The following is a 21217-nucleotide window of genomic DNA, read 5'->3' as shown; positions in this document are numbered from 1 at the left end:
GGTGTCGATGAGCAAGCATGCGGCGGTGGAATCGGACGACGTCCTAGCCGAGCGGACAGGTAAGGCGGCCCAACTGGTCGAACGCCTGACCCGCTGGCGCGACGATTTCCCCTCTCCCGGCATTCGCTTCGCCGATCTCACGCCGGTCTTTGCCGATCCGGAGGGTTTCCGGGCCGTCATCGACTGCCTCGCGGCGTGCGCGCCCGATGCCGACCTGGTTGCGGGCGTAGACGCGCGCGGATTCATCCTCGGGGCCGGCGTTGCCGCGACGCTGGGAACCGGTGTCATGGCGGTGCGCAAGGCTGGAAAGTTGCCGCCGCCGGTCATCTCGCGTGAGTACAGCCTCGAGTACGGCACCGCATCGCTCGAGATTCCGGCCGACGGAGTCGAGCTGAAGGGGCGGCGCATTCTGCTGCTCGACGATGTGCTGGCCACTGGCGGCACATTGGCTGCCGCCGCGGATCTGTTCCAGACCGCCGGTGCCGAAATCATCGCGGCCGCAGTGGTGCTGGAGTTGAGTTTCCTCAATGGCCGGGATCGCCAGGGCGATTACCCGTTGACCTCGGTGGTTCGGGTCTAGGTCGTTCGGCCGGGTTTGCCGGCTCGGATTCGAGCTGCGAGGATCGCGGGGTGGATGTTTCCGCGCCGACGCGGCAGATTCGGGCTTCGTACGACGATTCGACAGTAGTTGTCTATCAAGCGTATTCGCCGCAGATTGCCGAACCAGCCCTGGCCGCAGGGACTTTCGTGAGTCCGTTCAAGCGGGAGCGGATGACGTGGATCAAACCGTCGTTCCTGTGGATGATGTATCGCTGCGGATGGGCACGCAAGCCCGGACAGGAGCGGGTGCTCGCGATCACCATGACGCGCACCGGATTCGAATGGGCACTGGCGCGAGCCTGCATGAGTCACTATGTGCCGGAGCAGTATTCGGATCGCCGTGCGTGGACGCAGCGATTGCGGACGAGTCCGGTTCGGATCCAATGGGATCCGGAACGGGATCTGCATCACCGGCCGCTCGGCCATCGGTCGCTGCAAGTCGGTCTCGGTGGGGAGGCTGTCGATGCGTATGTGGATACCTGGATCACCGAGATTCGAGACGTAACCGATCAGGCGCGGCGAATCCACGAACTGGTGATCGCCGGGCAAATGTCCGCAGCGGGTGATGCGCTTCCAGTTGAGCGGCCGTATCCGCTGTCGGCGGAGATCGCGGCGGTGATCGGGACTGGCGGGTAGTTCGGCGTTCAGTGTGGGCGGACCGGGTAGTCGAGGGGGTTACTCGGGTGCTCCTTCCTCTGTCTCGGTGTGGCGCTGTCACCCATAGCTCGGAGCCGCCGCGGCGCTCCGGACACAGAATGTGATCCGAATATCAGTGGCACAACATCCGCGGATGTGTTTAATCTAGACGGGTCTTATCCCCGTTGATCGGAGTCATGTCGTTGCTCTCATGAGGTAGCCACTCGGGCGGCCCGCATCCTGTGCGCCGCATTCCCGCGCAACCTCTGGGGTCCACATGACCAATCTGTCTCTTTCCGATCTCACTTTCTCCTGGGCCGATGGCACCCCCGTCTTCAACGGTCTGGACGCGGTGCTCGGACCGGGCCACCTCGGCCTGGTCGGCGGCAACGGTGCGGGCAAGTCCACTCTGCTGCGGCTGATCGCGGGTGAGCTGGCCCCGGCGCGCGGTTCGATCTCGCTCACCGGGCGGCTGGGATACCTGCGCCAGGATCTCGGACTCGGTGACGGTCAGCGCGTCGACGCGGTGCTGGGCATCGCCGAGACGCGAAAGGCATTGCACCGCATCGAATCCGGCATCGGCGACGAGTCCGACTTCGATATCGTCGGCGCGCAGTGGGACGTCGAGGAGAGTGCCATCGCGCTGCTCGGCCGACTGGGCCTGCACTATCTCGCCGACTCGACCGAACAGCTGGACCGCCGCCTCGAAACCCTCTCCGGCGGCGAGACGGTGCTACTCGGCCTGGTCGCCGAGCTGCTGCGCGATCCGGACGTGCTGTTGCTCGACGAGCCGACCAACAACCTGGATCACGTTGCCCGCCAACGCCTCTACGAGGTCGTCGCCCAGTTCTCCGGCACCGTCCTCACGGTCAGCCACGACCGCGAGCTGCTGGAGCGGATGTCCACCATCGCCGAACTGCGTCAGGGTGAATTGCGTTTGTTCGGCGGCAATTTCAGCGAATACGAGCGGATCGTCGAAGCGGAGCAGGAGGTGGCGCGCGCAGCGATCCGGGACGCGCGCAGTGATGTTCGCAAACAGGCACGTGAACTGGTCGAGACCCGGATAAAACTCGATCGCCGAGCCCGCTACGGGCAGAAGATGTTCGAGAACAAGCGGGAGCCGAAGATCGTCATGGGCGCACGCAAGCGAGCGGCGCAGGTATCGGCGGGCAAGCTGCGCAACAACCACATCGAAAAGCTGGACACCGCGAAGGAGCAGCTGCAGCAGGCCGAGGACCTGTTGCGCGACGACCGGCAGATCCGGATCGACCTGCCGGACACCCGGCTCTACCCGGGCCAGGACGTCATCGATCTCGAGGAGGTGGAATTGGCGTGCGGTCCGACCGTGACATTGCGGGTCTCCGGGCCGGAGCGGATCGCACTGACCGGCCGCAACGGCGCGGGCAAAACCACACTGCTGCACCGCGTCGCCGCCGAACCGCCGCAGGTGCCGTGGCGCATACTGCCGCAGCGCCTCGACATCTTCGACGAACAGCGGACGGTCTTCGAGAATGTCGCCGCGGCTGCACCGCATGCCGCCGCCGAACAGATCCGAGCCCAACTGGCCCGCTTTCTGTTCCGCGGCGCCGACGCCGATGTCGCGGCGGCGGCACTGTCCGGCGGTGAACGCCTGCGCGCGGCCCTGGCCATGCTCCTGCTCGCCGATCCGGCTCCGAAGCTGCTGCTGCTCGACGAGCCCACCAATAACCTCGACCTGCCCAGCCTCGATCATCTCACCCAGGCCCTGGCCAACTACGAGGGCGCACTGGTCGTCGTCAGCCACGACGCCCGTTTCCTCGACGATATCGGGGTGACCCGACGACTCGAGCTAACCGGTGAGGGGCTGGTCGAAACGTGATAGCGCGCGCCGCATGACGCCCGGATGACGAAGTAGGCGCGGCGCCAGCTTCACTGCCAGCAGGGTCAGCGGGAGCCAGGGCCGCAGGTGCGGTTCGAGGCGGCGGATGCGGCCGTCGGCGGCCAATTCGAGGATCATGGCCTCGGTCATCCGGAACGGTCCGACGGCGGCCTCGGCGAGCAGAACTCGGCGCGCACCCTCGCCGATGTGCTCGGTCCAGCGCAGCCGGCCGAGGCTGCCGTACGCCGCGGCCAGCAGGATGCGCAGATCCTGGTGACCGCGGAAGACCAACCTGCCGGAGACCGGAGAGGTCAGCGCGGCATCGGGTGCGAGTGTTGTCATCAGCGCATCGAAATCGCTGGCCTCCGTCGCCTCGCGAAACCGCGCCACAGCATCGGACATGTCTCGATCACCCCTTCACGGTTGGTTGTTTCGCAACGTAACGTAGTCGCTTGCAAAAAGCAATGGACTACGATGGGTGGGTGCCCAAAGCTGCCATGTCCGACATTGTGTGCTCGATCGCGCGAACGCTCGACGTGGTCGGGGAGCGGTGGACGCCGCTGATCCTGCGCGACCTGTTCGTCGGGGTGAACCGGTTCGAGGACATCCGCCGTGACCTCGGTATCGCCTCCAATGTCCTGACCGCGCGTCTGGATGCGTTGCGGCAGTACGGGATCGTCGAAGCCCGGGCCTATCAGGCGAATCCGGTGCGCCACGAATATGTGCTCACCGAGCAGGGGCGCGATCTGTATCCGGTGCTCACCATGCTCATTACATGGGGCGATAAGTGGCTTGCCGGGCCCGCCGGGCCACCCGCGCTGGTCGTGCATCGCGATTGCGGACATCCCACTTCCGGAGTGGTGGTCTGCCGGGACTGCGGCGGGCCGCTCACTGCCGACAATGTGGACTGGCGGCATGGTCCCGGCGCGCGGCGCGGACCGGGAACCATGCTGATCGGCGATCATCTGGAACCGGCGCCCTAGGCCCGTCGGGTAACGCAAGTGTTTCGCTCGAGTTGATGGACGTGCTCGGCTGCAGCATGATCAGTCCGGTGGATCCGGTGTTGCGGGCGATAGCCGATGTCGATTGGGCCGAGCTGGAACATGCTTACGGCCCGGCGGCGGATGCTCCGGCGCACCTGCGGGCCCTGATGGACGGTGATGCCGAGTCCTGCGTCGACGCGGTCGGCTATCTCGACGCCGCGTTACTGCATCAGGGCAGTGTGTACTCCGCGACCGCGCCGTTCGTCGCGATCGTCGCCGAACTGCTGGCGCGTCCGCATGCCGAGATGAAGGTCGAGGGCATACTGCCGTGGGATCCGGGTCCGCGACCGTTGCGCGTCGCGCTGCTGGACTATCTCGAGGTCTTCGCGCAGGGGTGTTGTTCGGGGATCTCCGATGAGCAGTTGTATGCCGAGGCCCATCCATCCGGCCGTACCGAAGAGGATCTGCAGCGCGTCAAGGCGAATCGGCGTGCCGGGCTACTGGAATTGGGGCCCGATCCCGCGAATGCCCTTCTGGTGGAACATGTTCCGACGCCGCCGGGCTTGCTGGCCGCCATCGATGACCACGAATTCCGCGCGGCGATGCGGGCCCGGGACGAGATCGCTTGTCGCGCAGTTATTCCGGGCGTGATTGCGGCGGTCGAGCCCCTGATCGACGATCCGGATGTGACGGTGCGCATGGCCGCGCTGCGGGCGCTGATCGAACTCACCGCGCATCCGGCCTATGCCGAGCAGCGGGCCGCGCAGCTGCAGCGGCTGGACGAGATCGCCCCGACCATGTCGGATCCGGCCGAACGTGCCACTGCCGCACGGATTTCCGGCCTCAACGGCGGCCGTCCGGAGCAACTGCTCGCCGACGCCCATCCCGGTGTGCGCACCTGCGCCGCCCTCGCCCCCGCATTCGCCGCCGAACAGCGTGCCACCGACGAACTGCTTGCCGCGCTGGAGCATCCGGAGGTTATCGACCGGTGGTTCGATCGCCATCTGCCCGGACAGGACGGCTGGCTGCGCCACGATGTCATCCGCGAACTCGTCAGCCGGGTCGATGATTTCGAGACGCTGCTGCCCGCCGCGATCGAAGCCGCGTGGGCGGCGAATCCGAGCACCGTGCACTACGACTGTATTTCCTTCCTGCACAGAGCCTTTCCGGATACCATCGGCGTCGGATCGGATCTGTCCGCCGCCCAGCTGTCGTTCCTCGCGGTACTGGTGGAGATCGATGATCTGTGGCAGCTCGGTCAACTCGAACGTTGGCTCGATACCGCGGGCCTGCCCGGCGGGCGGGACGGCTGTCGTCGGCTCGTCGAGCAGTAACCGCTCGGTCCCATGTCCGCAGACTAGGTGTAGGGTCCTGACTTTCGCCGCCGGAACGCGGACACGAGGATGTGTATCCATGGGAATCGAGTTGCACGCGGCGGGGGTATGCCGCGCGCCCACCGAGGACTTCCTCGATCAGGTGGGGGAGTGGCTGCTGACCGGCCCCGCCGGTGCGCGGGTCGGCTGGACCGCAACGTCCGCGCCATTGCGGAAATCGGTGGAGGTCTCCGGAGATCGCTTGCTGGCCGTGCTGCATCCGGCGGCCGAACCGGTCGATCTGCGTGCGGCACACGGGCAGGTCGTGGTGAGTGCGGGTTGTGCGTCGGCCGGGCCGGGCTATCACCGGCACGTCGCGGCGGTGCTGCACGAAATGGGTCACCGATTCGACATCGTGTGGGACGAGGGGACCGAGGATCCGCTCGGATTGGGCGATGACCGCGCCGAGGTCGAGCGCGATTATCTGGTGTGGATCCGCAGTCTCGCGGATACGGTCCTGACCGAAGTGCCTGCCGAGGGCGCCTGGGTTTCGATCGGATTGTCGCTCGGCAGTGACCGTTTCGACTACGACGGGCTGGCCGCGAGCTGGTTGGGGCCGCGCGATCGCGACTGGTTCCAGGCCGTCCGTGATGGCGACGAGGCGGCCGCGCGCGCGTTCTTCCCGTGGTGGGAGGACGGCTGGACCGCGCCGACGATTCGCAATACCGCGATGGGCATCATGTGGAACGACGTGCGCTGGCGGGCGCCATCGGACGCCGATGACACGCCCGCACTGCACCAGGCCGATGCCTTGCTCGCCGAGGCGCACCGGCTCGACGCGGCGCTGGAACTGCCGTGGGCGGCCTGGCACGAATTACGGCTGCTGCTCGCGGATTCGGCCGCCGCCGCGCCGGGTGCGCCCGCCGATCTGTCCGCGCGGGCCGCCGCTGCGGACCAGGTGTCGCTCGGCTACCGCCGCCGCCCGGTGCACACCACACCGGTATCAGGGTGGAGCCTGCGCATTCCCGGCGATTTCACCTACGGCTGGGATGGCGATCGGTGGTGGGCCTGGGACGGCACCCGCCAGATCGAGATCACCATCCTGCGCGTCGGCGACCCGAAAACCGGGCCGCCACCGGCGGCGATGCTGCAATACGGTGCCAACGCGACCGCCGGTCATCGCGGCGAACCGGTCAGCGGCGGTCCCGGTGACGGATGGTGGTTGCCCTCGGAGGACGGTGCGGAGGTCGGCGTGCAGGGGATCGCCAGTCGCCGCAATGGTGAACTGCTGCTGGTCACGATCAGTGTTCCCGGAACGCAACTGGATTGGGCGATCGAGGCCTGGCGCTCGCTGCAGTACAACGGCGACTGACCGCACGTTTGTGGAAGCGAGTGCCCGCTCCGATCGAGCATGCTGGCCTTCCGGCTCGAACAGGAGGTTCCCTTGGCAACTGTCGTCAACACCGTCGTGGGCGTGTTCTTCCTCGCGATGGGTGTCTATGCCCTCGCGGCGCCCGCAGCGTTGACCCGCCCCTTCGGGATTCGCCTCGAGCAACCCGAGGCGCGCTATGAGATCCGCGCCGTCTACGGCGGATTCGGTCTGGCGATGGCGGCAATGCTGGCGGTCGCGGCGACCCACGACGGAGCCCTGCGCACCGGAATCATGATCACCATCGGAGTCGCACTCGGCGGAATGGCATTCGGCCGCATCGTATCCGCGGTACTCGATGACCGAGTCGCCTTCTACCCCAACTGGTTCTACTGCATTGTCGAGACGGTTGCTGCGGTGGCCTTGGTGTCGGTCTCGTGAGCTCGTCGTTGATGGCGTCGTCGGCCTGCCGCGGTGCGGGTAACGCGTTATCTCGCGACACTGGAGCTCGATGGTGGCGCCGCCGCGCAGGTCGCGATCGAGGCAATCGTTCGGCAGGCGCAATTGGTCGACAGTGCACTGACGGGGTCGACTTCGGCCAGTGACCCTCGGGTTGCCCGCGTCATATTGGTTGGATCTGCGGGTACGACCTGGTCGCGGTTGCCGCCACGCTGGGAAACCGATGTTCATCCTGCAGGGTGGGCGGGACTATCAGGTCACCGTCGATGACGATTTGTCGCTGTGGCGATACCGTGTCGGCCTGTCTTCGCGATAACCAGTAGTGAGCCGTTGTGTCTCCGGCGAAACGAATTCGCCGCAGGGGATTTCGGCGGCGCGGCAATCGGGGCACTCTGGAAGAGAGCCCCTGATCCGATGACAGGAATCCGATCGTGACACATACCTTGACACAGCTGGAGTTGCTGACCGAACTCGAACCCGTTGCCGAACAAAATCTCAACCGTCACCTATCGATGGCCAAGAACTGGCACCCGCACGACTATGTGCCGTGGGACCAAGGCCGCAATTTCGCCGAGATGGGCGGAATCGATTGGGAGCCGGCGCAGTCCCAGTTGAGTGAACTGGCCAAAGCCGCGATGGTTACCAATCTGCTGACCGAGGACAATCTGCCGTCCTATCACCGACTGATCGCCGAGTCCTTCTCCCAGGACGGTGCCTGGGGCACCTGGGTGGGGCGGTGGACCGCCGAGGAGAACCGGCACGGGACCGTCATGCGTGACTATCTCGTCGTCACCCGCGGGGTGGACCCGGTAGCGCTGGAACATGCGCGGATGGTCTGTATGACAGCCGGTGTGCAGCACCCGACCGGGGTGGACGACAACGGATTCCTACCCGGTGTCGCCTACGTGACTTTCCAGGAACTGGCGACCAGGGTCAGTCATCGCAATACCGGCAGGGTCTGCAACGACGCGATCGCCGACCGGATGCTGCAGCGCATTTCCGCCGACGAGAACCTGCACATGGTCTTCTACCGCAACCTCTGCGGTGCTGCCATAGAGCTGGCTCCCGACCAAGCGCTGGTAGCGATCTCCGCGATCATCCGCAACTTCCAGATGCCGGGTGCGGGCATGCCGAACTGGCGTCGCAACAGCGTGCTGATGGCCAAACACGGCATCTACGATCTGCGCCAGCACCTCGAGGATGTCGTCACACCGGTGCTGCGCAAGTGGAATATCTTCGAGCGCAACGACTTCGGGGCTCGCGGCGAACAGGCGCGCGAGGAACTCGGCTTATTCCTCGAGCAGCTCGGCAAAGATGTGCTCAAGTTCGAGGAGCAGCGCGACCGGGCACTGGCACGCGAGGCGCGCAAGCGCGAGTGGCAGGACGCCTGAGCCGATCCCGCTGGATCGATGATCTTGGTCGCGACCAGCGGACTCTTGACGAGCCGAGTTTTAGTCTCATACACTAAAACTAGGTTCACGAGAGGAAGTGATGACATGGGATACGGACATTGGGACGACACCGCCTACCGCGCGGCCAAGACCTTCCGTGCCGGTCGAGGTCTGGATGACTTCGGATACACCGCGGAGATGCAGGGGCAGCCGTATCCGGATTGGCGGGCGCATCCCGCGCTCGAACCGCTCGGCGTCACCATGCGTGAATGCCGGGATTCGGCCGAGCACGGCAACTCGCTGCCGATCGCGGTGCTGTTCGACGTCACCGGATCGATGGGGCGGGTGCCGCGGATCATGCAGGACAAGCTCGGCAAATTGCACGGGCTGCTGCAGCGCAAGGGCTATGCGGAGGATCCGCAGATCATGTTCGGCGCCATCGGCGACGCCGATACCGACCGCGTTCCGCTGCAGGTTGGGCAGTTCGAATCCGACAATCGGATGGACGAGCAATTGCGCAATATCCTGCTGGAGGGTGGCGGGGGCGGACAGAAGTCCGAAAGTTATGAACTGGCCGCGTATTTCATGGCCGCCCATGTCGCGACGGACGCATGGGAGCGGCGCGGTAAGCGCGGCTACCTGTTCATCATCGGAGACGAGTTGAACAAGGCGAAGTTGGCGGGGCGGCATATCCGGGGCGTCATCGGCGATCACGTGCGCACCGATATCGAGGTCGCATCGATCTATCGGGAACTGGCCCAGCGCTGGCACGTGTACTACATCCTGCCGAACCAGTCGAGCTACTTCGACGATCCCGAGATCGCCGAACACTGGCGGGGATTGCTCGGCCAGAACTTCATGAAGCTCGACGATCCCGCCGCGGTCTGCGAGCTCATCGCACTCACCATCGGGCTGGAGGAGGACCGCATCGACGTGCATGCCGGACTCGCGGATCTGCGTGACGTGGGGTCGATGGCGGAGGCCGATTCGGTCGGAAAGGCGTTGGGCGTCAAGACGGGACCGAGTCTTCGTGCCCTGTCGCGGGGGCAGGGCTGAATCCTGCAGGTGGTGGAGTGCCGCTCCGATGCGGGGCTCGGCCCCGGGCGGCTATCGCGCGGGCACGCTGCTGTTCCGCAGCGCAGAGCCTGTGGCCGACGCCGCAGTGGCACGCGGATCGCGGTGCACAGGGCCGAATCGTGGTGCGCAGGCTCCGTGGCGGCTCGGGTCCAATGACTGCGCTTTCGAACGCATCAATGGAAGGGCAAGGGGTGAAAGGTGATTCCGTCGCACATTATCGTGCTCGACCTCGGTTTCGGGGATGCGGGGAAAGGGGCGACCGTCGATTGGCTGTGCTCACCGGAAGCGGGGCTCGACGTATCGGCGGTCGTGCGATTCAACGGCGGTGCGCAGGCCGCGCACAATGTGATCGCCGACGGTCGCCATCACACCTTCGCGCAGTTCGGATCCGGAACCTTTGCCGGTGTGCCGACGCTGCTCTCACGGCACATGCTGGTCGAGCCGATCGCGCTGGCGAGTGAATCGCGGCAGTTGGCGGCCATTGGCGTGCCGGATCCGCTGTCGCTCTTGCGGATCGACGGTCGCGCATTGCTCACGACCCCGATCCATATCGCCGCCAACCGTGCGCGCGAGGATGCGAGGGGTTCCTCGCGGCACGGTTCCTGCGGTCGCGGCATCGGCGAAACAGCAAGTTACGCACTCGAATACGATGCGCCGACCGTCTCGGACTGCCTGCGCCCCGACGTGCTGTACGCCAAGCTGCAGGCGATGGCGGCACACTATGGACCGCTGATCGCCCCGAGCGCGCACCGCTACGAAGCGATTCGCGATCTGGTCGAGATGTACCGGGAATTCGCCGCCGCCGTACGCATCGTCGACGGCACCGAACTCGCCCGCCTGGCGCAACGCGGCCCCCTGATTTTCGAAGGCGCACAAGGCGTTCTCCTCGACGAATGGCGCGGCTTCCACCCGCACACCACCTGGTCCACCGTCGAACCGCGTAACGCGCACGCCATGCTCGCCGAAATCGGCGCTCCCGCTTACACACTCGGGGTCACCCGCACCTACATGACCCGCCACGGCGCGGGACCGTTCCCTACCGAAGACCCCACCATGACCATCCCCGAACCGCACAACTCCACCGGCCCCTACCAGGGCCATTTCCGACGCGGCCACCTCGACCCCATCCTGCTCCGCTACGCCATCGAGGTCTCCGGCGGCATCGACGGCCTCGCCCTCACCCACCTGGACGCGCCCGGAACCGGCTACGCCGCAACGGGATACGCGACTTCACGCGGAGTAATCGACCGCCTCGAGCCGGGCCGCTGGCAAGACCTCGACCACCAGCGCGACCTCACCGCCCTGCTGGCAACGGCCGATCCGTTGCTGACAGCCGTGCCGGCCGACCCGGTGCCCTGGCTGGAACGTCAACTCGGTACCCCGATAGTCATCACCGCAGACGGCCCGGACCGTCGCAACCGGATCCCGACCAGGGTCGTCGCCGCTGGCTAGAACTTCGTTGGTGTGCCACTCGGTCGAAGCCGGACGGGGTGCGGCAGGATGGGGTGGCGTGGAGCAATCCGTGGTTTCGGTTGATGTGGTGGCATTGCGGTTCTGGGCCGACGATGCCGGGGTGACCGTGGGTATCGCGCCGCGCGAGATGGAACCGTTCACCGGGCAGCTGGCGCTGCCGGGGGTGCTGCTGGGGCGGGGGGAGCGGTTGGTCGCGGCGGCGCGGCGGGCGGTGCACGCCAAGTTGGGCGTACCGGAAGCGGCGATCGGGGCGGTCGGGCAGTTGGTCACCTTCGACGAACCCAATCGCGACCCACGCGGGCCGACGCTGTCCATTGCCATGTGGGCGGTGGTCGGGCCGCATGACGGGCCCGCGCAATGGGTTTCGTTCGATGCGGTGCCCGAATTGGCCTTCGACCACAATCGCATCGTCGATGCCGCGCGCGGCCTGCTGGCCCGTCTGCTCTGGAAGGATATGGCGTTCACCAGAGCGCTGACCGGTGACGAATTCCCGGCGACCCGCGCGGTGGAACTCAGCTCCTCCGTCCTCGGCGCCCGCCCCGACCCGGCGAACCTGAACCGCACCCTGGCCGCCATCTCCGGCCTGGAACGCACCACCGAACGCCGCCGCGTCAAAGCCACCGGCCGCCCGGCGGCCGTCTGGGCCTTCACTCCCGGCGAATAACGCACCGCGTCAACGTCTTCCACGTAGCGGTGTTCAGTCGCGGGGGGCGTACATGATGACGGCGACGCCGAGGAGGCAGAGGGTGGCGCCGAGGTAGTCCCAGCGGTCGGGGGGGAATTTGTCGACGATCATGCCCCAGGCGAGAGAGCCGGCCACGAACACGCCACCGTAGGCGGCCAGGATGCGGCCGAAGTTCGGGTCCGGTTGGAAGGTGGCGACGAAGCCGTAGGCGCCGAGTGCGAGTACGCCCGCCGCGATCCAGAGCAGCCCGCGATGTTCCCGCCAGCCCTGCCAGATCAGCCAGGCGCCGCCGATCTCGGCGACAGCGGCAAGGGCGAACAGTAACAGCGACCGGGCGATCGTCATGCGGTAGAACGTACCGTCGGGTCTACGGCGAGCGCTCTACACCTCATAAACCGCGTACGTGCGTCCGAGCACCGGATAGGACACATTCCGCACCGGCACCCCACCCGCAGTGCGGCCGAATTCCGTTCCTCCGTGCGCGTGTCCATGAATAGCCAGCACCGCACTGCCCGCGTCCACGGCCGCACCTAGATCGTGACAGCCCAGCCCCGGGTAGATTTTCGGCGGTTCACCCACCAGCGTGTCGATGATCGGCGCGAAATGCGTCAAGGCGATACGTGTTTCGCACTTCAGCGAATCCAGCGCCTGACGCAGCCGCAGTGCGTCCAACGGCCCGCGCCGCATCCGGGCGCGGTGCTCGGCGCTGCCTTCGTCGGGTGTGCCCGGGTAGTCGGGAAACCCACCGCTGCCACCCATCACACCGGCGATTCCGACCTGCCGCCCGCGCAGCTCGAGCGTGATCGCATCGCCGTCGAGCACATGCACGCCGAGTGCGGTGAGCTCGGCCGCGATGCGGTACCCGAGCCGCCGATCGTGATCGTGATTGCCGAGCACCGCGACCACCGGCATCGCGAGTCCGGCGATCTCGGCGCACAGCAGATCTGTTTCGTGCGGCCCACCGCCCTCGGTGAGATCGCCGCCGAGCAGCAGCACATCGGCGTTCAGTCGCAGGAAGTCCGGGCGGAAACGTCCTGCGACGGCATCGCGCATATGCAGGTCCGCGACGGCGGCGATCCGAAGGGGTGCAGCGGGGGACATGGCGGTCAGCCAGCCACACGCTGGACGGCGTGTCAACCGGTTTCTGCTGTTCACCTCACCGATACGCACCTGTGAACAGTATGAATAGCTATTGGCTATCGCGAGTTCAGTGGCTGTTCAGCAAGGCGACCGGCGATGGCGAGACCGATGAAACGTCCATGAACACTCACTCGGTGCGCTACCGAAAGGCACTGTCGTACCGGATCGTTCGGGATATGAGCGCGCGAACCGCAGCCACCACGCCCCTCGCACGCAGGCAACTTTTCTCCGGTGCCGTTGCCGTCGCGGCCGTCTCGACCGTCCTCGCCACCGGGCGTGCGCAGGCCGCCCCCCAAGCCGACAAGGTCGTCCTCATCGGACTCGACGGCACAATGTACCGCAAGATCGAGGAGGTGCGGGCGCCGAACCTGTTGCGGCTCAGCGCCGAAGGCACACTCGGCCGCGGCTCCATCGCCCCGCATATCTCCATCTCCGGCCCGTCCTGGGCCACCGTGCTCACCGGCGTCTGGGGGAGCAAACACGGCATCACCGACAACAACTTCGACGCCACCCCGTTCGCGAAGTATCCGACCGTCTTCACCCGCCTCGAACGCCACGATCCGACCCTCAAGACCCAGTCCATCGCCACCTGGGATCAGATCGCCACCATGACGGCCAGCGGCGATCCGCGCGCCGACGTCGTCATCTCTACCCCGCTCGTCCCCGATGACGACAACGAAAGCGCCACCGACGCCGCCACCACCGACAGCGTGGTCACCGCCATCACCAAATACGCCCCCGACTTCCTCTTCACCCACCTCGACCAGGTCGATCGCGCCGGCCACCAGCACGGCGGCGCGTCCGGTGAATACCGCGACGCCGTCACCCGCATCGACGCCCTCGTCGGCCGCATAGTCGCCGCCGTGGACGCTCGCGCCCGCGCCAACCCCGCCGAACGCTGGACCATCCTGGTCACCACCGACCACGGCCACCGGCCCAAGGGCGGCCACGGCGGCCAAACCCCCGACGAGACAGCCAGTTTCGTCATCGCCCGCGGCCCGGACTTCCTCGCGGGCGCGACCAGTTCCAGCTTCTCGCTGGTCGATATCACCCCCACCGTGCTGGACATCTTCCATGCCCCGCTCGACCCGGACTTCGACGGACAATCGCGCATCCGCCAGCCCGTTGAACCTTTTACCAGCCGATAGGGCACCTTTCGCACGCTCCGCTCGTTGTCGCCGCATACGATCGCCTGCGCCGCAATTCACCCGCACAACCGGGGCATTTCCGACTCGGCAACCTCGGATCGGGCAGGTGACCTGCGCGCGGACTAAAGTTGTGGTCTGGGCGGTTGCAGCGGTCGGATACTGTGGTCCGATCGCGGCGTGGAGAGGTGGTGGCATGACTCAGCATCTGGGCGAGGCGAATGTCGAGCAATCGGCAGGTGCCCCGCAGTCGAATGGTGCGGCCGCCTCGGATGTGACCACGCCGAAACCGCAGATGAGCGGCGGTGCCGCACCGGCGCGTCAGCCCGGGACCACGGCCGCGGTCCCGACCTCCGCCTCGCGGCGGGTGCGCGCCCGCCTGGCCCGGCGCATGACCGGTCAGCGCGGTATCGCGGCGGTCAAACCGGTGCTCGAACCACTGGCCAGCGTGCACCGCGAGCTGTACCCGAAGGCGAATCTCACGCTGCTGCAGCGCGCATTCGACGTCGCCGACGAGCGCCACGCCCACCAGTTCCGCAAGTCCGGTGACCCCTACATCACCCACCCGCTCGCGGTCGCCAATATTCTCGCCGAACTCGGCATGGACACCACCACATTGGTCGCGGCGCTGTTGCACGACACCGTGGAGGACACCGGCTACTCGCTCGAGCAGCTGACCGAGGACTTCGGCGCCGAGGTCGCGCATCTGGTCGACGGCGTCACCAAACTCGACAAGGTCAACCTGGGCGCCGCCGCCGAGGCCGAGACCATCCGCAAGATGATCATCGCGATGGCGCGCGACCCGCGCGTTCTGGTGATCAAGGTGGCCGACCGCCTGCACAACATGCGCACCATGCGTTTCCTGCCGCCGGAGAAGCAGGCGAAGAAGGCCAAGGAAACCCTCGAGGTGATCGCTCCGCTGGCACACCGCCTCGGTATGGCCACGGTCAAATGGGAGCTCGAGGACCTCGCGTTCGCGATTCTGCACCCGAAGAAGTACGACGAAATCGTGCGCCTGGTCGCCGACCGCGCGCCGTCGCGTGACACCTACCTGGCGCGGGTGCGCGCGGAGATCGTGAATACGCTTGCGGCGTCGCGGATCAACGCGATCGTCGAGGGTCGCCCCAAGCACTACTGGTCGATCTACCAGAAGATGATCGTCAAGGGTAAGGACTTCGACGACATCCATGACCTGGTCGGTATCCGCATCCTGTGCGACGAGGTTCGCGACTGCTATGCGGCGGTCGGTGTCGTGCATTCGCTGTGGCAGCCGATGGCAGGCAGGTTCAAGGACTACATTGCCCAGCCGCGCTATGGCGTCTACCAGTCGCTGCACACCACGGTCGTCGGGCCCGACGGTAAGCCGCTGGAAGTGCAGATCCGCACCCAGGACATGCACCGCACCGCCGAATTCGGCATCGCCGCGCACTGGCGCTACAAGGAGACCCGCGGCAAGCATTCGAACGACTCGACCGAAGTCGACGATATGGCGTGGATGCGGCAGCTGCTCGACTGGCAGCGCGAGGCCGCCGATCCGGCCGAATTCCTGGAGTCGTTGCGCTTCGACCTGAAGTCGCCCGAGATCTTCGTGTTCACCCCTAAGGGTGATGTGATCACGTTGCCGCAGAAGTCGACTCCGGTCGATTTCGCGTACGCCGTGCATACCGAGGTCGGGCACCGCTGCATCGGCGCGCGGGTCAACGGCCGGCTGGTCGCACTGGAACGTCAGCTCGAAAACGGTGAGGTCGTCGAGGTATTCACCTCGAAGGCGCAGAACGCAGGACCCAGCCGCGACTGGCAGAACTTCGTGGTCTCTCCGCGCGCCAAGGCCAAGATCCGGCAGTGGTTCGCCAAGGAACGTCGCGAAGAGGCTCTGGAAAGCGGTAAGGAGCAGATCTCCAAGGAGGTCCGCCGCGTCGGGCTGCCGCTGCAGCGGTTGATGAGCGTGGACGCGATGACCGCCGTCGCGCACGAACTGCACTACACCGACATCTCCACCCTCTACACCGCCGTCGGCGAGCACCAGGTATCCGCACACCACGTCGTGCAGCGGTTGATGGCGCAACTCGGCGGCATCGGTGATGTCGAGAACGAGCTCGCCGAGCGCTCCACCCCCTCGACGACGCCGAGCCGACAGCGCGTGACCGGTGATGCTGGGGTGCTGATCCCCGGCGCGTCGGGCACGGTGGCGAAGCTGGCCAAGTGCTGCACCCCGGTCCCCGGTGACGAGATCATGGGCTTCGTGACCCGCGGTGGCGCGGTCAGCGTGCACCGCACCGACTGCACCAACGCAGGTTCGCTGCGCGAACAGGCCGAGCGCATCATCGATGTGGAGTGGGCGCCCTCGCCGTCCTCGGTGTTCCTGGTCGCCATCCAGATCGAGGCACTCGACCGCACCCGACTGCTGTCGGACGTGACCAAGGTGCTCGCCGATGAGAAGGTGAATATCCTGTCCGCCTCGGTCGCCACGCACGGTGACCGGGTCGCGATCAGCAAGTTCACCTTCGAGATGGGCGATCCGAAACACCTCGGCCACTTGCTGAATGTGGTTCGCAATGTGGAGGGCGTCTACGACGTCTACCGGGTGACCTCGGCCACCTAGACCGAACCCCGTCAACCTCGCTGGACATAGCCGGCGTACCCGCATGGAAAGTTGCGGTTGTCTGCCCGTGTGGTTCGGCGTTCGCTGGGATGCGAAGTCCGGGTTGATGATTCGAATGCCCGCAGGGTCGCCGACCGGTTGCAGGGCGATTTCCGCCGTCGGAAACTTGTCGAGTGATCCAGGATGGCACGCCGTGAACTGCCATGCGGCACTCGGCGGTTCGCGCAAACTTTTCGTCGAAGCCGCAGCAAGAGTCGGAATCTGTTACGGTCTATTGCGTTTCATGGCGTTTTGGTTAGATGCGGCAACACGAATTGATTGCGGATCGCTATGATGAACTACACGGCACGGATCTCGGGAATGCTGATCGCATTCGCCGTTGCTGTGGCGACCGCAGGAACCGCCGTAGCGGAACCGTCCGATTCCGCAGGCCCGTCGACGAACATCGCTATCGGTACGTGTCCGGCACTGTACGCCTTGGGAATTCAGGGCACAGGCGAATCGTCACCGGATGCCGCGCCGACCACCGATACCGGCATGCTCTCCACGGTCTTCATGCCGATGCTGGCCAAGGCCGATCCCAGTCTGGTCGACCGCGCCTATGTCCCATACGAATCCGGTTTCGGCGGCGCGACCGCCGGTGGCACGGTGTCGTATGCGGAGTCGGTGATCGGCGGACTGCTCCGGCTGCGCTCGATGGCCCAGGATGTCGCGGCCCGCTGCACCGAGACCCGCTTCGCGATCGTGGGCTATTCGCAAGGCGCGCATGTGGCCTCGATGTTCGCCCAGGAGGTCGGCCAGGGCCGTGGCGTGATCCCGCCCGAGAAGGTCGCCGCGGTTGCCCTGTTCGCCGATCCGACCCGCAATCCCGGTGCGCCGCTATTTCCCGGCTCACCGGGCAAGGCGACGCCGGATCCAGCACCGGGCACATCGGGGGACCGGATCGCATCCATCGCGGCGCTGCCGCAGGAGCCCGCGAGTGGCGGCGGAATCGGGCCGGAACGCGATAAGGCCCCCAATTTCGCAGCGCTCACCGGGCGTGTCGCGAGTTTCTGTGCCGCAGGCGATCTCGCGTGCGATGCACCGGAGGGCGCGCCGATTCTGAAGGCAGTGGCGTCTATTGCGGGCCAGTCCAAGTTCGGTGGTGGCGACCCGATCGCATCACTGGTGTCGATTTCTCAGGCGCTGGCATACACGTCTATCAAAACCGCCACCAAAGTCGTCAACGAGGATGTCCAGGGCAACTCACTAGCGAATTTGTCGATTTCACCGCAGAAGTCGATTTCCCAGCGCTTGGCCGATGCCGCCGATCCGCGCACGCCGCTGAATATCCCTGCGGCACTGCAGGCATTGCTGAAGGTCGGCATGATCGGACTGAACGCGGTCGTGACGGTGGTCAAATCGGTCATCAACTCGGCCAATATCAGCCAACTGGCCACCGCGGGTTTGGCCGATCCGGTCTCCGGAATCTTGCTGTTCGGCACGAAATTGCTGGGCGCGATTCCGCAGTTGGTGCCGCCGACGACCGGTGCCCGACTGGTAACTCAGGCCTTCGACGCGGTTGTACAGAACATCACCGATAACAGCGAACTGCTCAATGTGACGACCTGGGTGCGCTATTGGGATACCGTGCAGCGCCACGGCGCCTACAGCACCGCGGCGGTCACCGCGACCGGTGATTCGCCCACCCGATTCGTCGCGGACTGGTTCGCCGCGGCGGCACACGATCTGGCCGATAAATATGGCAGCGGAGCTGTGCCTATCGGTGGCAACAGGAAATCGACCACCGGATTCTTCGGAGAAAGTTCCGGCGCGTCGACTACGCCGAATTCGTCCGGTACGGGACAATTTCCGTTCGGGACAGGAGCCGATGGCACCTCATCCGGCGGCGCGACGTCGACTCCGCCCACCGTAGTACCCGGCAGCGTAAACAACACCTACCCGTTCTCCACGAACTGATCGCAGAGAGGGTCCGATTATGCATGCGCCTCGCTCTGCGGGAATGGGGGAATGTTGAAGTCGTACAAACAGCTGTCGCGCTGGTACGGCGCGCTGGAGCCGGAGGCGGGGGTAGCGGCCCCGAACCCCGATCAGCCAGGATTGCGGGATCCCGGTGACGAGGACGGTGCGCCCCGGTTTCCGCACTACATTCGCGAGGAGGATCCGGACGAGGTGCGCGCACGCAACGAGGTGCCCGCTGATCTGGCCTCCAGTCGCAGTGAATTCACCGGTGGGTGGTCGGATTGGGTGGCCGGACGCGCCCCCGGTCCCGACGACGACTACAGCGGTCCGCGCGATGGCGAACTTGTACAGTTCCCGTGGCCGGAGGACGACGACCACGACCACGACCACGTTCCGCGCGAACGGTCGACTCGCGCGACACGCGCACTGCGCCAGGAGGCGCGCGACCATCCGGCCGCGCGCCGGGCCCGGGTGATCGCGGTGCTCGTCGTGGCCGTACTGCTGTTGGCCGCGGCCGCCGCGGGCGCGGTGTTGCTCCTGCGCTCGTCCGGTGATCGCGCCGCCGCGCCGGTCGTGCCCTCGATGCAATTCACCGCGGGCAGTGTCCAATCCCGTGGCATCGCCGACTGCCCGACCGAACGCGGCGACCGCATCGTGCGCAGTGCCGAACCCGGCGGCACCGACTCCGGACCGGACGCAATCCTGGCGTTCCAATACGCCTACTACGTGGAACGGTCCGGCGAGCGGGTCCGTGCGGTGGTCGCCCCGGATTCGAATATCTCCTCGGCGACGGTGATCCAGCACGGCATCGACACCGTTCCGCTGGGCACCACGCACTGCGTGCGGATCCAGACGATCACCGATGACCGGTATTCGGTCGAGGTCACCGAGTATCGACCCGGCGGCGCGCCCGCCACGTACAACAAGCAGACCGTCACCACGGTGGTGGTCGACGGCCGCACGCTCATCACGGGCGTCGCGGCCGGATGAATTAGGGAGAGCTGATAGCGATGGGAGACGACTGGAGCCGCTGGCTCGATGAGGCGCCCGATGCGGGTGATCCGTCGGACCGGCACGCGCCTTCGAAGGCTCCGGTGGTGCGTCTGCGGCGTAAGGGCGGAGACAGTGAATCCGCGGAACCGGCGCAGCGTTCGATTCTGGTGGTCGGTGGCTGTGGTGGTGCGGGAACCACTACCACAGCCTTGGGCTTGGCCGGTGAACTCGGCACGACGGGCACCTCGACGGTGGCCGTGGACGCCACGGCGGCGGGCAGCGATCTGGCGCTACGCGGGGCCGATGAGCATTTGCATCCGATCAGCCTGCAAGCGTGGTTGTACGGGCGCGGCAACGATGAACCGGCGCCGTTGAAGGAGTGTCTGTCGCAGGCGAGTTCGGGTATCGGACTGCTCTGGCGCGATGCCGCGCCACTGCGTCGGCGTGCCACATATCTCACAGTTGCGCGCGCGATCTATGACGCCGGGTACACCGCTGTCTACGACGGCGGTAACCCGATTGCCGGACGTCAGCTGCGACCATTGCTGGATGACGCGGATGTCGCTCTGGTACTTGCCATTCCGGCGCGCGCCGATGCCGCGAACCGGCTGCGGGTGACCCTGGAATGGCTCGACGACCAGTTCGGCGATTCGGCCGGGGGGCAGGGCGGCGGCATCGTCGGAGATACCACAATCGTTGTCTCACACCAGCTCCCCGGCGCGGACTCGCATGTTGCCGACCATTTGCGCGAGCACCTTTCCGGCTGGGTTCGTGATATCAGGGAGATTCCCTACGATCCGCATCTGGCGCGCGGTGAACTCGTTCGCCACGCATCGCTGGCTTCGGAGACGCGCCGGGCTTATGGGCGGCTGCTCGCCGGAGTGGCATCATGACGGCCGCCATGAAACTTCGTCGCCAGTCCGAAGCCGCCCAAGCCGGTGTGGTCGCCCCACCGGAGTCCCGTCGCGCGCCCATTTGGGACCGTCCCGTACCCGGCGTCGGCCGGGCGCCGCTGTGGTGGCTGCTAGGTGTGCACGGCGGTGCCGGAGCCAGTAGCCTCGCGCGTGTGCTTGCGCCCGCGGCGGATTCGGGCCGCCGCTGGCCCGGCGTCTTCGACCGCGAATCGCCCTTCGTCGTTCTGGTGGCTCGTGAGACCATCGCCGGACTCACTCGTGCGCATGATCTTCTGCGCCAACATCATTCGGGTTTCGCCGGCTCCTGTGAGGTCCTCGGACTGATCACGGTCGCGGCCCGTCCCGGGCGCATGCCCGCCGAAATCCGCCGCTACCGCGATGTGGTCGGCTCCCTGGCCGGTCAGGTCTGGCAGGTCCCGTGGTACGAGGAATGGACCCTCGTCGAACCGGAGAGCCTGCCGATCTGGACCCCGGGCGACGAGATACCGCAGAAGAAGAAAAGGATCGACCCGCTCGAGGAAGTTCCGCTCGAGATCAGGGAGCTCGGGGCCGATATCGTTGCGGTCGTGCGCGAAAACCTGGACAGCAGTGCATCTTTCGATGAGGGCCACCGTTGA

General features: G+C 66.2%; 20 protein-coding genes. 17 read left to right on the top strand and 3 right to left on the bottom strand.

The features are described from left to right. The first annotated feature begins 7 nt into the window (after positions 1-7). From ACZ60G_RS07715 to ACZ60G_RS07705, 3 genes are all read left to right on the top strand, one after another. Complete coding sequence (locus ACZ60G_RS07715) at positions 8-580, top strand: adenine phosphoribosyltransferase (RefSeq protein WP_465808205.1); 573 nt, start codon at positions 8-10, stop codon at positions 578-580. Positions 581-630: 50 nt separating this feature from the next. Next, positions 631-1236 (top strand): DUF4291 domain-containing protein, encoded by a 606-nt coding sequence (locus tag ACZ60G_RS07710; protein ID WP_465808203.1) that lies wholly within the window; start codon positions 631-633, stop codon positions 1234-1236. Between the two features lie 277 nt (positions 1237-1513). Continuing rightward, positions 1514-3094: an ABC-F family ATP-binding cassette domain-containing protein gene (locus ACZ60G_RS07705; protein ID WP_465808201.1), complete on the top strand. Its 1581-nt coding sequence runs from the start codon at positions 1514-1516 to the stop codon at positions 3092-3094. On the opposite strand, the gene ACZ60G_RS07700 is transcribed toward ACZ60G_RS07705, so the two are convergent. Further along, positions 3065-3496 (bottom strand): nuclear transport factor 2 family protein, encoded by a 432-nt coding sequence (locus ACZ60G_RS07700; protein WP_433526446.1) that lies wholly within the window; start codon positions 3494-3496, stop codon positions 3065-3067. The genes ACZ60G_RS07705 and ACZ60G_RS07700 overlap by 30 nt on opposite strands. Before the next feature lie 80 nt (positions 3497-3576). Between ACZ60G_RS07700 and ACZ60G_RS07695 the strand changes: the two genes are divergently transcribed. From ACZ60G_RS07695 to ACZ60G_RS07660, 8 genes are all read left to right on the top strand, one after another. Beyond that, positions 3577-4077, top strand: coding sequence for a winged helix-turn-helix transcriptional regulator (locus ACZ60G_RS07695; RefSeq protein WP_397045307.1), 501 nt, complete (start codon positions 3577-3579; stop codon positions 4075-4077). A gap of 35 nt (positions 4078-4112) precedes the next feature. Next, positions 4113-5411, top strand: a complete 1299-nt coding sequence (locus ACZ60G_RS07690; RefSeq protein ID WP_465808198.1) for a hypothetical protein — start codon at positions 4113-4115, stop codon at positions 5409-5411. A gap of 79 nt (positions 5412-5490) precedes the next feature. Next, complete coding sequence (locus tag ACZ60G_RS07685; RefSeq protein WP_465808196.1) at positions 5491-6762, top strand: hypothetical protein; 1272 nt, start codon at positions 5491-5493, stop codon at positions 6760-6762. Positions 6763-6834: 72 nt separating this feature from the next. After that, positions 6835-7200 carry a DUF4345 domain-containing protein gene (locus ACZ60G_RS07680; RefSeq protein WP_465808194.1) on the top strand — a complete coding sequence of 122 codons (366 nt, stop codon included), beginning with the start codon at positions 6835-6837 and terminating at the stop codon, positions 7198-7200. A gap of 449 nt (positions 7201-7649) precedes the next feature. Next, a complete protein-coding gene (locus ACZ60G_RS07675; RefSeq protein WP_465808192.1) occupies positions 7650-8609 on the top strand; it encodes an acyl-ACP desaturase in 960 nt (319 codons plus the stop codon). A gap of 105 nt (positions 8610-8714) precedes the next feature. Beyond that, the gene (locus ACZ60G_RS07670) at positions 8715-9665 is read left to right on the top strand and encodes a hypothetical protein (protein WP_465808190.1); all 951 of its coding nucleotides are present in this window, start codon (positions 8715-8717) and stop codon (positions 9663-9665) included. Between the two features lie 219 nt (positions 9666-9884). After that, entirely contained in the window at positions 9885-11138 is a 1254-nt protein-coding gene (locus ACZ60G_RS07665; protein ID WP_465808189.1) for an adenylosuccinate synthetase, read from the top strand. A 58-nt stretch (positions 11139-11196) separates the two neighbouring features. Continuing rightward, a complete protein-coding gene (locus ACZ60G_RS07660) occupies positions 11197-11823 on the top strand; it encodes an NUDIX hydrolase (protein ID WP_465808188.1) in 627 nt (208 codons plus the stop codon). A 33-nt stretch (positions 11824-11856) separates the two neighbouring features. Here the strand turns inward: ACZ60G_RS07660 and ACZ60G_RS07655 are convergent, their stop codons facing one another. Then, on the bottom strand, positions 11857-12189 hold the full coding sequence (locus tag ACZ60G_RS07655) for a YnfA family protein (protein WP_465808186.1): 333 nt from the start codon (positions 12187-12189) through the stop codon (positions 11857-11859). Positions 12190-12225: 36 nt separating this feature from the next. Further along, positions 12226-12945 carry a metallophosphoesterase family protein gene (locus ACZ60G_RS07650; RefSeq protein ID WP_465808184.1) on the bottom strand — a complete coding sequence of 240 codons (720 nt, stop codon included), beginning with the start codon at positions 12943-12945 and terminating at the stop codon, positions 12226-12228. 215 nt (positions 12946-13160) lie between these two features. Between ACZ60G_RS07650 and ACZ60G_RS07645 the strand changes: the two genes are divergently transcribed. The 6 genes from ACZ60G_RS07645 (at position 13161) to ACZ60G_RS07620 (ending at position 21217) form a co-directional block, all read left to right on the top strand. Beyond that, a complete protein-coding gene (locus ACZ60G_RS07645) occupies positions 13161-14132 on the top strand; it encodes an alkaline phosphatase family protein (RefSeq protein WP_465808182.1) in 972 nt (323 codons plus the stop codon). 193 nt (positions 14133-14325) lie between these two features. Further along, complete coding sequence (locus ACZ60G_RS07640; protein ID WP_040692327.1) at positions 14326-16731, top strand: RelA/SpoT family protein; 2406 nt, start codon at positions 14326-14328, stop codon at positions 16729-16731. A gap of 330 nt (positions 16732-17061) precedes the next feature. Beyond that, positions 17062-18690, top strand: a complete 1629-nt coding sequence (locus tag ACZ60G_RS07635; RefSeq protein WP_465808180.1) for a cutinase family protein — start codon at positions 17062-17064, stop codon at positions 18688-18690. Positions 18691-18741: 51 nt separating this feature from the next. Then, positions 18742-19683 (top strand): DUF8176 domain-containing protein, encoded by a 942-nt coding sequence (locus tag ACZ60G_RS07630; RefSeq protein ID WP_465808178.1) that lies wholly within the window; start codon positions 18742-18744, stop codon positions 19681-19683. A 20-nt stretch (positions 19684-19703) separates the two neighbouring features. Next, a complete protein-coding gene (locus ACZ60G_RS07625) occupies positions 19704-20579 on the top strand; it encodes a MinD/ParA family ATP-binding protein (RefSeq protein WP_465808176.1) in 876 nt (291 codons plus the stop codon). Then, entirely contained in the window at positions 20576-21217 is a 642-nt protein-coding gene (locus ACZ60G_RS07620; protein WP_063043703.1) for a hypothetical protein, read from the top strand. The genes ACZ60G_RS07625 and ACZ60G_RS07620 overlap by 4 nt, the downstream gene beginning before the upstream one ends.

It is taken from the genome of Nocardia sp. NPDC102475, assembly GCF_055584605.1.
This window is presented reverse-complemented; position numbering and strand designations above follow the sequence as displayed.

Coding starts and splice junctions, on each gene's coding strand:
- ACZ60G_RS07620 (WP_063043703.1), top strand. CDS start 20,576: ATGACGGCCGCCATGAAACTTCGTCGCCAGTCCGAAGCCGCCCAAGCC.
- ACZ60G_RS07625 (WP_465808176.1), top strand. CDS start 19,704: ATGGGAGACGACTGGAGCCGCTGGCTCGATGAGGCGCCCGATGCGGGT.
- ACZ60G_RS07715 (WP_465808205.1), top strand. CDS start 8: ATGAGCAAGCATGCGGCGGTGGAATCGGACGACGTCCTAGCCGAGCGG.
- ACZ60G_RS07635 (WP_465808180.1), top strand. CDS start 17,062: ATGATGAACTACACGGCACGGATCTCGGGAATGCTGATCGCATTCGCC.
- ACZ60G_RS07640 (WP_040692327.1), top strand. CDS start 14,326: ATGACTCAGCATCTGGGCGAGGCGAATGTCGAGCAATCGGCAGGTGCC.
- ACZ60G_RS07650 (WP_465808184.1), bottom strand. CDS start 12,945: ATGTCCCCCGCTGCACCCCTTCGGATCGCCGCCGTCGCGGACCTGCAT.
- ACZ60G_RS07700 (WP_433526446.1), bottom strand. CDS start 3,496: ATGTCCGATGCTGTGGCGCGGTTTCGCGAGGCGACGGAGGCCAGCGAT.
- ACZ60G_RS07690 (WP_465808198.1), top strand. CDS start 4,113: ATGGACGTGCTCGGCTGCAGCATGATCAGTCCGGTGGATCCGGTGTTG.
- ACZ60G_RS07630 (WP_465808178.1), top strand. CDS start 18,742: ATGTTGAAGTCGTACAAACAGCTGTCGCGCTGGTACGGCGCGCTGGAG.
- ACZ60G_RS07705 (WP_465808201.1), top strand. CDS start 1,514: ATGACCAATCTGTCTCTTTCCGATCTCACTTTCTCCTGGGCCGATGGC.
- ACZ60G_RS07685 (WP_465808196.1), top strand. CDS start 5,491: ATGGGAATCGAGTTGCACGCGGCGGGGGTATGCCGCGCGCCCACCGAG.
- ACZ60G_RS07645 (WP_465808182.1), top strand. CDS start 13,161: ATGAGCGCGCGAACCGCAGCCACCACGCCCCTCGCACGCAGGCAACTT.
- ACZ60G_RS07655 (WP_465808186.1), bottom strand. CDS start 12,189: ATGACGATCGCCCGGTCGCTGTTACTGTTCGCCCTTGCCGCTGTCGCC.
- ACZ60G_RS07670 (WP_465808190.1), top strand. CDS start 8,715: ATGGGATACGGACATTGGGACGACACCGCCTACCGCGCGGCCAAGACC.